The organism is Lysinibacillus sp. 1 U-2021, from assembly GCF_029916965.1.
GTDB lineage: Bacteria > Bacillota > Bacilli > Bacillales_A > Planococcaceae > Lysinibacillus > Lysinibacillus capsici.
This window is the reverse complement of sequence record NZ_CP123966.1, coordinates 4,015,081-4,028,168: the sequence shown is the minus strand read 5'-3', so window position 1 is coordinate 4,028,168 and position 13,088 is coordinate 4,015,081. Positions and strand designations below refer to the sequence as shown.

The following is a 13,088-nucleotide window of genomic DNA, read 5'->3' as shown; positions in this document are numbered from 1 at the left end:
CTATGTGATATTTTTAAGCTAATATCTTTGCTTTGTCATGCCCTTTTGTCCTCTGTGACGGAAGGGCTTTTATTATTGTTCCATACTCCTCTTTTAAAGGAAGTCCTGTGAGGCTTCAAAAGAGAATGGACAAGACAGTTATAATCCATTCACTAAAAGAGATCGACAACTAGAAAATTGGAGGCTAACAAGAATGGATTATCGTAAAAAAACCGTGGTCGCTTCAGTGGCAGGGCTAACGTTAGAAGGAATGGATATTATGTTTATTTCCTTTGCTATGACAATGATTATTGCAGAATTTAATATTGATCTTGCAACAGGTGGATTGATTTCATCCATCACGAATATTGGGATGCTACTGGGTGGTATTGTTTTCGGTGTGTTAGCAGATAAATATGGTCGAGTAAAAGTATTTACGTATACGATTATTTTGTTTGCCATCGGAACGGCCTTAACAGGAGTAGCAACAAGTATTGAACAAGTTTATGTTTATAGATTTATCGCTGGTTTAGGTGCTGGCGGAGAATATGGTATTGGGATGGCGCTTGTGGCGGAGGCTTGGCCAAAGAATAAACAAGGCAGAGCATCCTCTTATGTCAGTGTAGGTGCACAATATGGAGTCATTTTAGCCGCTTTATTAAGTGCTATTATTTTACCAACTTTAGGGTGGCGTGCATTATTCTTTGTAGGATTACTACCAGTTATTTTTGCCTTTATCGTACGTAAAAATATTGATGAATCACCAGAATGGTTAGCAGCGCAGAAACAACAAAATAATAAGGAAGAGAACGGGAAATTAGCACAATTATTTGCTTCACCTCGTATCACCATGACAACACTCTCCCTAATTCTAATGGCTACTGTTCAAATTGCAGGCTATAATGGTCTAATGATTTGGCTACCTTCGATGTTACAGAAATCGCAAGGTTTATCGGTTTCAAGCTCAGCATTGTGGACCATTAGTACCGCAGTAGGCATGATCATTGGAATGCTAACGTTTGGCAGATTTATGGATCGTTTTGGTGCAAAGCGAACGTTCGGGATCTTTTTAGTAGCCTCTGCATGTGCTGTATTCCTTTACTCGTTTGCAACAGGTGCAGTAGCGATATTAGTAGGCGGTGCGGTTGTAGGATTCTTCTCTAATGGAATGTTTGCAGGGTATGGTGCATTAATTAGTAGCTTTTATCCAGTACAAATTCGCAGTACAGCAACAAACACCATTTTTAACTTTGGACGAGCTATAGGTGGGTTTTCACCAATCTTTGTCGGCTTTATTTTACAAAGCTACGATATGACTGTCGTGATGATTTACTTAGCAGCACTGTATTGTATTTCCTTTATCGTTATGCTAACGCTTAAGAGCTCAGGGAAGGAATTGCAAACAGCATAATTTTATAGAGCACGAAAGAACGAATTCCAATTATGTAAATGGGATTCGTTCTTTTCTTATTAGTATTTAATTATAATAAACCTTTTGAACGTTTTTCAGCGATTTCAACCAGGCGTTTTGTAATCTCTCCTCCAACGGAACCATTTGCACGAGAAGATGCTTCTGGTCCAAGCTGAACGCCAAACTCTTGTGCAATTTCATATTTCATTTGATTGACAGCCTCATGTACTCCAGGTACTAGAAGTTTATTTGAACTGCGGTTATTGTTAGCCATTGTTCTCACCTCCTTGACCTTAGAATGGTTGCGATGAAATTTTTCATACATTTAAAAAGTAGGAAATGCACACGCTATTTGCTAACAACAACAACTTGTGGAAAGCTAGCAATAATCAGCAAACTCTCTGTTATAATTAAGCCTGGCTCTTTACTATATAAGGTTAATTAAAGGAGGAACATATAATGACAAATAATGATATCTTAATTCGTTTACGCTATGCGTTCGATATAAAAAATGTAGATATGGTAGAAATTTTTAAACTTGGTGGCATGGATTATACAAAGGAAGAAGTATTAAATATGCTGATTAAGATTAATGATGAGGAAGAAGCGCCAAAGGAATACATCAAATGTAATAATAAAATGTTAGAGGCATTTTTAAATGGATTAATTACTTTTAAACGCGGGCCTCAGAAACCAAGGGAAGGACAGGCGGTTGGACCGTTACCTGTGTCAGGTAAAGAAAGCCCAAATAATATGCTACTAAAGAAAGTGAAAATTGCTTTAGCTTTAACAACCGAGGAGATGCTTGAGATTTTATATGACGGCGGTATTAAAGTCACAAAAGGTGAATTAGGTGCTATTTTAAGAAATCCAAGTCATCGTAATTATAAAGAGTGTGGCGATTCATTCGTACGAAATTTTTTAAGGGGCCTAACATATAAATATAGAGCATAATGCACAATGGATATCAATCATAAAGTGCCATTTTTTTCTTTAAAACTCGTTGACAATTTGTGACGAAATTGTGTACAATGAATTTATCACAAAATGTTCACAAAAAAGATGAAAAATGTTCACAAACAAAGGGGTGCTTGTATGATTTATTTTGACATCTTATTAGTAGCTATTGCATGTATTACAATGCCTTTTATTGTTGCAGTTATGTTAGATATTTTTTATGCAGAACGAAAAAAAGTGCGCTTTTCATTACGTCGTACTTCCGTATGGTATATCGCTATGTTTGCGTTATCCTTCATACCATCCGTATTACTTGTCACACAAAACGTATAATTTATTCAAACACTTAGGGGTAAGTGAATTGAAAGTTGACGGCTACAACGCTAATTGAGGTTGTAGCTGTTTTTATTTTGTCCCATAGATGAATAAAACCTTCATAATTAAGTAATTTATATAATTATTAATGAAGGAACAGCTAGTATAAAATATGTATGTTTTAAGTAGAGAGCATTGACTACTTTTACCTACTGTGTTAATTTTGGTAGGGAAATATAGGCAAATTTACTGAAAAGTAGAGACGCAAAGCTACAGGTCTAAGGCAATAAATGCTATGACGGCTGGGTTGCAAAAGAGTGCTAGTTGTATCATCTTCATTCTAGTTTTTGTTCTTTTATGCCTATTTCTTTTGAAATAGGCATTTTTTTTTGCAAGTAAAGTTCAAAGGAGGAAAAGGGGAAATGACGTTGTTAAAAAACACATCATTAAAAAATAAGCTTTTACTAACAGTCTCTATCGTTGTATTACTGCTTATCGCTATTATTACGACGCAAAGTATTAGTGAATTGAATAATCGGATGAATGTGGATTTGAAGCAAGAATTAAAAAGTGTTGGTTTATTAACAGCTATGAACTTAGACAGTGATGAAGTAAAAGATTTGCTGTCCGAAAAAGGGGAAACAAACGCAAAGTTTACAAAGATCCAAAAGCAACTTGATATGATTCAGGAACAGCAAGGTATTATGAGCTGGAGTTATATTTGGGATGTCAAGGATGAGGGTGGCGTCAATCCAATTGGTTATACCTCTAATCTAAATGAAGTCTATGAAGCTGGTGAAATTTTTACTGATTTAGCGGATGAACATGTAGAAACAGCAAAATTAGCTATTGAAAATAATAGTACAGAGGTAACTGATATTTTCGAGGATCCTTTTGGTTCTTGGAGAACGGTTTTTAGTCCTATTAAAGATGATAATGGCCAACTGATTGCCCTATTAGGGATTGATTACTCCGCTGATTATATCAATACGATTATTAAAACAAGTGTGATTAAGCAAATTGTCATTGCCATTATCGGCATTTTAATTTTATTAGTTTTAGTTTACATAATTATAGATCGACTATTAAAGCCACTGAAAAAAGTAGTGAACGTTGCCAATCAAGTGGCAAATGGTGAATTAATAGATGTTGATTTAGAGACATCGAAGGATGAGATTGGTAAATTATCTGAATCCATTCGTACAATGGTGGCTAATTTGCAACATATTATTTTAAACATACGCAATACATCCAATCACGTTTCTTCAGCAGCCAATCAATTAACGGTACATGCTGGTGAAACTTATAACAGCTCAACAAATATTGCACTAGACATGAATCAAATTACACAAAATGCTGAGGCCTCGATGACCATGACAGAGGAAACAGCTGCTGCTATGGAAGAAACGGCAACAGGTATTCAGCAAATTGCTGATTCTGCAAATGTAGCTGCGGAATCTTCTATTTCAGCATCACAGGCTTCTGAACGAGGCAATGAAGTTGTACAACAAGTTATTGCTCAAATGGAGTTAATTAATGATTCTGTTGAACAAATAGGGACAACCATTAATGGTCTACATGTTAATACGAAAAAAATAAGTGAAATTGTTAGCTTAATTACTGCTATTGCCGATCAAACAAATCTATTAGCATTAAATGCTGCCATCGAAGCGGCACGAGCAGGTGAACATGGAAAAGGCTTTGCCGTTGTTGCGGATGAGGTGAGACGCTTAGCAGAACAATCCTCTCAATCAGCAACAGAAATTTATAATTTAATTAGTTCTATTCAGTCTGATTCAAATGCTTCTATCACGGTTATGGAGAAAGGCAAAGAGGATGTTAAGGTAGGGATGGCATTTACCAATGAAGTAGGCGAAATCTTTAAAGAAATTCTTACTTCATCAGAAGAAGTAGCTAGCCAAATACGTGAAATTTCAGCAGCCTCACAACAAATTTCTGCATCCTCAGAGGAAGTGGCGGCATCTGTTAATAATATTAAACAATCTGCAGAGCAGTCAGCAGAATTCTCTTCAAATGTATCGAAATCTACACAAGAGCAATTATCTACCATGCAGGAAGTAAAGGATGCCTCTTCATCATTGGGCAAAACTGCAGAAGAGCTGCAAGGTCTTGTGGCAAAATTCAAATTGGAGAATGATCATAATGGACATTAATTTTACAGGAAAAAATGTTTTAATTACAGGCTCTAGTAAAGGAATTGGTAAAGCAATTGCATTAGGCTTTGCGCAACATGGAGCCAATATTTTAATTAATTATATTGGGGATGAGCAAGAGGCAGAAGCTGTACGTGCAGAAGCAGAAAAGTGGGGTGTGAAAGCTTTAATATTCCACGCAGATGTTGCTAACTCACAAGAAGTACAAGCGATGCATCAATTTATGGACGAGCATCTCGGGGATCTTGATATTCTTGTAAATAACGCTGGATTTGCACAGGGTTCCAGTATGACAGATTTAACGGATGAGCAGTGGGACCGCATGATTAAAGTTCATTTATATGGCTGTTTCTATAATTGCCGTGAAGCAGCTAAAAGAATGAAGGAACGTAATACAGGGAAAATCATCAATATTTCATCTGATATTGGTAGCTTGGGTTGTGAAGAATTCACACATTATTCAGCTGCGAAGGGTGCTATTAATGCATTTACAAAGGCTTTAGCAAGAGAATTAGCACCTTCTATACTTGTCAATGCAGTTGCTCCTAGTGGAACATTTACGGACATTCTACGAGAGTTTGGCGATAACTATGTGGAGGAAGAATCCGCAAAATATCCATTAAAACGTTTAGCGCAACCAGAGGAGATTGCGAAAAGTGTATTATTTTTAGCCTCTAATCATGCTGACTTCTATACAGGTCAAATATTAACGCCAAATGGTGGGGTCGTAATGAACGGTTAATGGAAAACGAAGGAGTAAATAATGTTAAATATTATTATCTTTTGCTTATACTTATTATTTATCTATTACATTGGCTATAAAGGCTATAAGCGTGTCAACACAGCCGAGGATTTAATTGTTGCTGGCTGGAGCATGCCTTTATCCGTTGTAACGGGTAGTTTAGTCGCTGCTTTATTAGCTGCTCCCTTCTTTTTTGCAGCGGTAGGCTCTGGCTATACAAGTGGTGGCTTTGAAGGTTCGGCAACAATGGGTGGTTTAGGGACTTGTATGATTCTTGGCGCACTCATTTGGACCAAGCCATTACGACGTTTAAAGGGCTGGACATTAGCAGATTACTACGGTTTACGCTATGGCAGTAAAAAGCTAGGAGCCTATACAGGGGTTGTTATGGCAATTGCTTTTGGTGTTTTTAATGCAGCGGCATTAACAGTTGGTGGAACTTATATTATTCAGCAATTGTTGCAAATTGATTTTATACCTGCGGCGCTTCTATTTGTATCGCTAACGGCTATTTATTCAGTTATTGGTGGTTTATGGGCAGTTGCCTATACTGAAATCGTACAAGGTGCGCTTGCAGTGGCAGGCATTTTGGGTATCACCATTTTTATTTTGTTTTACTATCCAGACGTTACATTTAATCCTGAGTGGTGGAATATCAGTACATTATTTGAGAAGGCAGGAGCAGAATTTTGGACTTTGTATCTTGTACTAGCACTTGGAGATATCCCAGCAGTTGACCTTGGGCAGCGGGTAGCTGCTGCGAAAAGTCCGCGAGTGGCACAACGAAGTATGATTATTGCTGGTATTATTGTCATTGCAATTAGCTGGATTCCAGGGATGCTAGGGGAAGCCTTTAAGTCTATTTATCCTGAGAGCACAAACCCAGAAACATTGATGCTTACCTTTGCACAAGGTTATTTTCCGCCTATATTAGCAGCTATTTTCTTAACAGCTATGGCAGCCATGGGGATGTCTACAGTAGCTGCATGTTATGTAGCGACTTCAGGGATTGTGACAAAGAATATTTATTTAGATTTTATTAATCGTAATCCTGATCCTAAGAAGCTATTAAGATTTTCACGATCTATTATTCTAGCTAGTGCTTTATTAGGTTTAGTGCTAGCTGTAAGCTTCCAAAAAGTAATTGATTTAGCTTATTTAGCTTGGGATATTATATTCGTAACAATATTCTGGCCAATCGTTTTAGGACCATTTTGGAAACGTGTCAGTACACCCGCAGTTTGGGCAAGTATTTCCGTTGGCTTAGTTTATTATATTGTGACATCACTAACATTCGTACCTAGTCTGACAATCCAATCAGAAGGCTTCATAGGCCTATTAAATGAATTATGGCAGGCTCCTGTATTTTCGGGTGTTGTTATAACTGGTATCACAATTGTCGTGGTGAGCTTACTCGTGCCGCCATCTGAGCATGTTCTTGAGATGCATAAAATAGAAAAAGATAAAACATTAGATGACGTAAGTAGTAAAGAAGAGCTAATTGGTCGTTAAAAGCAAAAGCACGGATTCATTGTAAAGTTCAATGAATTCGTGTTTTTTATTAGAATGAAAAGATAGAATCAAGAATACTATTGCTAGTACATCATCTGAATTTTTCTAGTGATTATCTTGATAAAGGCGGGAATTGAATGAAAAATATTTTCTTCATTTTATTAGGGATTGTCTATCTTTATCTAGCAAATGCTATTGAATTAGTCATTATTAAGCAACTATTTTTTTTAATTGGGCTCGCTTTAGTCGGTCTAGGGAGTATCCGTTATTTAAAAGAGCGTTATATGGCCATACAAACTTTGACAGCCATGACGGAAGCTAGTGAGGAGGAGATAATGGCTATTCCTCATACACAATGTACAGTTTCCCATGATGCTTTAAATGCTTTACTGTTAAATGAACAGACAAACATGCTTATTTTCGCCCGAAGAGAAGCTTTAGACGAAGAACTAAAAATTATAGAGGTTCCATTTAACAGAATATATGAGGTGGCCATCATGGAAGATGAAGTATTTACGGTTCGAACAAAGAATCATCTAATGAGTGGTTCCTTACTTGCTGAAGCAGATGAAATAGAAGAAGAGGAGGTAGAAGAAGATACAATTTCACAGCTATCGCTAAAGTTAGTTGTAGATCATTTATCAGAGCCTATTCAAGAATATATGTTCATGGATAATAGTGAAGATCCCATATCAAAAGAGGAGGATGACTATAAAGAAGCCATAGAGCTTTGTGAGAAATGGTTTCAAAAGATAAGTGTTATTATTAAACGTCATGAACTGGAACGAGTGCCAATAAGTCATTGGCAATAAGAGAGAAGGCTATCTCAAAATAGAAAAATTTGAGATAGCCATTGTTGTTTAGATGATTAAATTTTAAATTGCTGTAGCTGTGTATTTAATTCTTCGGCCATTCCAGCAAGCTGATTTGCACTTCTAGCGATTTCATCCATTGTAGCGGCGGTTTCCTCAACAGTTGCTGTTGTTTGCTCAACGCCAGCTGCGGATTCCTGTGAAATGGAGGCCATATCATCAATAGAAGCATTAATGGTTTCCGAATTTTGAGCCAGCTGATTTAAATTCGTTGAAATCGTTGAAATATTATCAATCATATCCCCAACAGCATCAGAAATTTTTTCAAATGTTTTATTTGTTTCATCGAGCTGAGTGGTTCCTCTTTTTACTTCCTCATAGCCAGTCTGAAGGGCAGATGTTACAGTGCCAGTTTCACCTTGAATACGCTGGACAATTGTTGCAATATCCGTGACAGAGAACTGTACTTGCTCAGCAAGCTTTCGGACTTCATCTGCCACAACAGCAAAGCCCTTGCCATGCTCACCTGCTCGTGCTGCTTCGATGGCTGCATTTAAGGCAAGTAAATTTGTTTGGTTTGAAATATCATCGATAACGGACACAAGCTTGGATATTTCAGCAGACTGTTCATTTAAATTTTCCACCTTTTTCACAGAGTCTAATACAATTTCATTTATTGTAGCCATTTGTTTGGTAGATTGAACCATTAAACTTTTCCCTGAAACCGTTAATTGTTGAACATGACTAGAATGTTCGCTTAATTCAATGCCCTCCTGTGTAGTTTCATGAATGCTACGCTTAAATGCTGTCATTGTTTCTGCCAAATCACCTGTGGTAGAAGCTTGTGTTTCTGTACCCGATGCAAGCTCTTGCATGGTTACTGTAATTTGCTCAGTACCTGCTTGTACCTCATTCGATGATTGAGCAAGTTCTTCACTACTAGCTGCTACTGTTTCAGAAACCGTGTAGATAGACTGGATCGTTTGTTTTAATTTTTCGTTCATGTCATTGGCTGCTACCATTAACGTTCCAATTTCATCTCGTGTTTTTACAGGTAGAGGCTCTAGTTGTAAATTTCCATCTGCTAATTCTTTCATTCGGTCGGCTACGACTGTAACAGGTTTAGAAATGGTACTTGCTGTGATAATAGCAATAAGAATACCCGCTATAGTTAGAATCAAGCTAAAGGCGATACCAATTGTTCGATTCTCAGAGCTAGTTGATACGACATCGTTACCGACATCTGTAATGGCTTTAGCGCGTTCATCTGCCAGTTTTTCGTAACCATATCGCACTTTCGTTACGAGTTCATGTGTATCCATTAAATTTTCTAAAGCTAATTCTTTATTGCCCTTTTGGTAGATATCAAATACCTCTGTATTGACAAGGGTACTCCAATCTCGGGCAATTGCTACAAGTTGATCGCGTTCATCTGATTTTTCATATTTGTCTAGAATAGCGTTATTTTCCTCAGCCATTTTGCGATACTCATTAAATGATTCTTTGTATTTTTCGTCACCTGTCAACACATAATTTAACGCTGCAGATAGGCGGACACTCATAGAGAGTGCTAAATTTTTACTTGCATCTAAAACAACTAAATCTTCTTTCACTAAATCTTTTGCTTGTTTTTCCATATTTGTATTGGAATTGTAAGTGTAGGTTGTAAAGCTAACTACTAAAACTAACAAAAGAATAAATGCACTTAAAATTCGAGTTTTAAGTGTTTTAAACTTGATAATGCCTTTCATTTTCCCATCCCTTTACTATCTCATTGAGAAATTTTTTCAACACAAGTATTATTTTATAACTAATTATGCGTATTAATAAGCCTTTCGGTAGAAATATTTAAAAATAGTTTCTTAGTACAATGATATAATTATTTTCCTTTTATTAATAGTTAAATATATATAGATGTCTAACGACTGATTTATATATTTATGTAGAATTTCCTATGTAGAAAGAAAATGCACCTGAAGCAACATGCTTCAAGTGCCATAAGTAAAGGATTCTCTATTGTTTTTGACTTTTCGCCTTGCGCTCCCACTGTAGAAGGGAAGGATAAGGGTCAAAAGCCCATTCGGTTCTTCCATTAAATTTATAAATACCATAATGAAGATGTGGAGGGAATTTGCCAGATGTACCTTCTTTTCCATATCCAGAGCTTCCAACATAGCCAAGAACAGTACCAGGTTTTACAATTGTACCTACTTCAATTTCCTTATGATAGCTACCAAGGTGGGCATAATAGTGGTAGGAATTATGATTGTCCCGAATACCAATACGCCAGCCACCAAATTGATTCCATCCTTTAACCTCCACTATTCCATAAGAGGTAGATAATACAGGCGTTCCATAGCTGGCAAAAATATCAGTTCCCTCATGAATACGGCGTCCACCCCAACCACGATTGGCGCCCCAAGTGCCCCTGTAACTGTAATCAGAGCGGATATTTAGCGGGAAGGTATGTGCATCAAGTTCTATAGTTTTAAAATGTCTGTACAATGTGGAGATGGTAAATATTTGATTGACTGCTTCTTCGCTTCCGTAATATTCCCATAATGCTAATTTAAAATCCTCATCTGTTGTTCCGAATTTCCCTAAATAACTAGCCATCGAAAAAATGACATCCTCATCATCCTTTGGACTAGCGATTCCATCATGATTACCGTCAAGGCCCATTCCTCCGAAATAGCTAATTGTCTCAGGAGAAGTGTCTTCCTTTACAGGATTTAATGCGCCTGACCAGTATTCATCAGAAAATTGAATAGCCAAATAGCCCTCTCGTTTAGGGATGTCTTTACGAACTGATTGTAGGTTTCTTTCATATTGATCGATAGCAGCTAAAAAATGCCATGGAATGAGTAATTCATCGAATTGTACATAATAGGACATACGCTGCTGTAAAATTTCTTCTTCTGTAAGATCCTCCTTTGCAAAAGAGACGGAAGGGTACAGCATAATCACTAAAAATAAACACGTGAAAAGAAATATAAAATGGCGATGCAATGATAGACCTCCTTTCTAACGTTAGAATAACCGAAATTTTTATCTTCATTCAGTAAGGTTCTATGTATGAAAACAGTTGATATCTCCGCTATTTTTTTGCAAAAAAAAATAGAAATAATAAGAAGAAACTTCATCAAAGAAAAAGTAATGGTATCATCATGCCATTAACTTCATACTATGTTATAAATCAAGCCCTGAATGGAGGGAAGGCTATTAACATTTTAGATAAAGTGAAAAACTATCGCGAAGAAGAAAACAGGCTGAAGTGGGAAGGGACATTTGCAGATTATTTAAACATCATTAGGGAAAGACCTGAAGTTGCTCAAACAGCCCATTCACGCGTCTACAATATGATAAAAAGTTCTGGTGTAGAGGAACGCGATGGGCAAAAAATGTACAAATTTTTCGGACAAGAAATTTTTGGGCTTGAAACAGCAATTGAAAGACTGGTGGAGGAATATTTCCATCCAGCAGCACGCAGGTTAGATGTTAGAAAACGTATTTTATTATTAATGGGACCAGTTAGTGGTGGTAAATCAACTATCGTTACCTTACTAAAACGCGGCTTAGAGCAATATTCGCGAACAGATGAAGGTGCAGTTTACGCAATTAAGGGATGTCCAATGCATGAAGATCCGCTCCATTTAATTCCACATCATTTGCGTAATGAGTTCTTTGAGGAATATGGGATTAGAATTGAAGGAAGTTTATCGCCTTTAAATACAATGCGTCTTGAAAAGGAATACGATGGACGCATTGAAAATGTAATGATTGAACGTATTACTTTTTCAGAAGATAAACGTGTGGGCATTGGGACATTTACTCCATCAGACCCTAAATCACAGGATATTGCAGATTTAACAGGAAGTATTGATTTTTCTACAATAGGTGAATTTGGCTCAGAGTCGGATCCTCGTGCTTACCGCTTTGATGGGGAGCTGAATAAGGCCAATAGAGGAATGATGGAATTCCAGGAGATGCTAAAACTAGATGAAAAATTCTTATGGAATTTATTATCGCTAACACAGGAAGGAAATTTCAAAGCAGGAAGATTTGCTTTAATTAGTGCAGATGAGTTAATCGTTGCCCATACAAATGAAACAGAGTATCGTTCATTTATTTCGAACAAAAAGAATGAGGCATTACATTCTCGAATTATCGTTATGCCAATTCCCTACAACCTCAAAGTTAGTCAGGAAGAGCATATTTATGAAAAGATGATAAAAGAGAGCGATATGTCCCATGTCCATATTGCACCGCATGCTTTAAAGGCCGCAGCAATCTTTTCGGTTCTTACTCGATTGGAAGTTCCGAAAAAACAAGGTGTGGATCTAATTAAAAAAATGCGCTTGTACGACGGAGAAAATGTGGAGGGATTTAATTCCGTTGACTTAGAGGAGCTGAAGAAAGAGTTCCCGAATGAAGGCATGAACGGTATTGATCCACGCTATATTATTAACCGTATTTCTTCCGCTATTATCCGCAAAGAGATACCATCTATAAATGCCTTAGACGTTTTACGAGCATTGAAGGATGGGCTAGATCAGCATGCATCTATTTCTCAAGAGGATCGTGAAAAATACATGAATTATATTGCGGTTGCTCGTAGAGAATATGATGAAATTGCTAAAAACGAAGTACAAAAGGCTTTTGTGTACTCCTATGAGGAATCGGCAAAAACATTGATGAACAACTACCTCGATAATGTAGAGGCATTTTGTAATAAAAATAAAATTTATGATCCACTTACTGGGGAAGAAATGAACCCAGATGAAAAATTAATGCGCTCGATTGAGGAGCAAATTGGCATTTCAGAAAATGCTAAAAAGGCATTCCGTGAAGAGATTCTCATTCGAATTTCAGCCTATGCACGAAAAGGTAAACGTTTTGATTACAATTCTCATGAAAGATTGCGAGAAGCCATTCAGAAGAAATTATTTGCAGATTTGAAAGATGTCGTGAAAATTACTACTTCTTCTAAGATGCCAGATGAATCGCAGCTGAAGAAGATTAATGAGGTTGTGGCAAGGCTTGTTGATGAACATGGCTATAATACAACATCAGCAAATGAGTTGTTACAGTATGTAGGAAGTTTGCTCAATCGATAACTTGATGTTCATTGTTCCAAGTCAGATAGGAGTGTCCCATTTTTAGGGCACTCCTTTTATTATCAGGAG

Annotated in this window: 11 protein-coding genes and 1 riboswitch; of the genes, 8 read left to right on the top strand and 3 right to left on the bottom strand. The window is 36.9% G+C overall.

Features of this window, described 5'->3' with window-relative positions; translation table 11 throughout:
- Positions 1–193: 193 nt before the first annotated feature.
- Positions 194–1,390: an MFS transporter gene (locus QH639_RS21350; protein WP_131521977.1), complete on the top strand. Its 1,197-nt coding sequence runs from the start codon at positions 194–196 to the stop codon at positions 1,388–1,390.
- 70 nt (positions 1,391–1,460) lie between these two features.
- Here the strand turns inward: QH639_RS21350 and QH639_RS21345 are convergent, their stop codons facing one another.
- Positions 1,461–1,664, bottom strand: a complete 204-nt coding sequence (locus tag QH639_RS21345; RefSeq protein ID WP_004225662.1) for an alpha/beta-type small acid-soluble spore protein — start codon at positions 1,662–1,664, stop codon at positions 1,461–1,463.
- 185 nt (positions 1,665–1,849) lie between these two features.
- Between QH639_RS21345 and QH639_RS21340 the strand changes: the two genes are divergently transcribed.
- The 6 genes from QH639_RS21340 (at position 1,850) to QH639_RS21315 (ending at position 7,902) form a co-directional block, all read left to right on the top strand.
- A complete protein-coding gene (locus tag QH639_RS21340; RefSeq protein ID WP_281115231.1) occupies positions 1,850–2,344 on the top strand; it encodes a YehS family protein in 495 nt (164 codons plus the stop codon).
- Positions 2,345–2,485: 141 nt separating this feature from the next.
- On the top strand, positions 2,486–2,680 hold the full coding sequence (locus QH639_RS21335; RefSeq protein WP_004225659.1) for a hypothetical protein: 195 nt from the start codon (positions 2,486–2,488) through the stop codon (positions 2,678–2,680).
- Between the two features lie 211 nt (positions 2,681–2,891).
- Positions 2,892–2,977, top strand: a riboswitch (cyclic di-GMP riboswitch).
- 107 nt (positions 2,978–3,084) lie between these two features.
- Positions 3,085–4,836 carry a methyl-accepting chemotaxis protein gene (locus QH639_RS21330; RefSeq protein ID WP_259420320.1) on the top strand — a complete coding sequence of 584 codons (1,752 nt, stop codon included), beginning with the start codon at positions 3,085–3,087 and terminating at the stop codon, positions 4,834–4,836.
- The gene (locus QH639_RS21325; RefSeq protein ID WP_259420321.1) at positions 4,826–5,578 is read left to right on the top strand and encodes an SDR family NAD(P)-dependent oxidoreductase; all 753 of its coding nucleotides are present in this window, start codon (positions 4,826–4,828) and stop codon (positions 5,576–5,578) included. The genes QH639_RS21330 and QH639_RS21325 overlap by 11 nt, the downstream gene beginning before the upstream one ends.
- A gap of 21 nt (positions 5,579–5,599) precedes the next feature.
- A complete protein-coding gene (locus tag QH639_RS21320; RefSeq protein WP_131521974.1) occupies positions 5,600–7,090 on the top strand; it encodes a sodium:solute symporter family protein in 1,491 nt (496 codons plus the stop codon).
- A 137-nt stretch (positions 7,091–7,227) separates the two neighbouring features.
- Positions 7,228–7,902, top strand: coding sequence for a hypothetical protein (locus QH639_RS21315; protein WP_131521973.1), 675 nt, complete (start codon positions 7,228–7,230; stop codon positions 7,900–7,902).
- Between the two features lie 56 nt (positions 7,903–7,958).
- Here the strand turns inward: QH639_RS21315 and QH639_RS21310 are convergent, their stop codons facing one another.
- Both QH639_RS21310 and QH639_RS21305 read right to left on the bottom strand, forming a co-directional pair.
- Positions 7,959–9,653, bottom strand: coding sequence for a methyl-accepting chemotaxis protein (locus QH639_RS21310; RefSeq protein WP_131521972.1), 1,695 nt, complete (start codon positions 9,651–9,653; stop codon positions 7,959–7,961).
- Positions 9,654–9,915: 262 nt separating this feature from the next.
- Positions 9,916–10,911, bottom strand: coding sequence for a M23 family metallopeptidase (locus QH639_RS21305; protein ID WP_131521971.1), 996 nt, complete (start codon positions 10,909–10,911; stop codon positions 9,916–9,918).
- Positions 10,912–11,123: 212 nt separating this feature from the next.
- Between QH639_RS21305 and QH639_RS21300 the strand changes: the two genes are divergently transcribed.
- Entirely contained in the window at positions 11,124–13,019 is a 1,896-nt protein-coding gene (locus QH639_RS21300) for a PrkA family serine protein kinase (RefSeq protein ID WP_066038234.1), read from the top strand.
- The last annotated feature ends 69 nt before the right edge of the window (positions 13,020–13,088 follow it).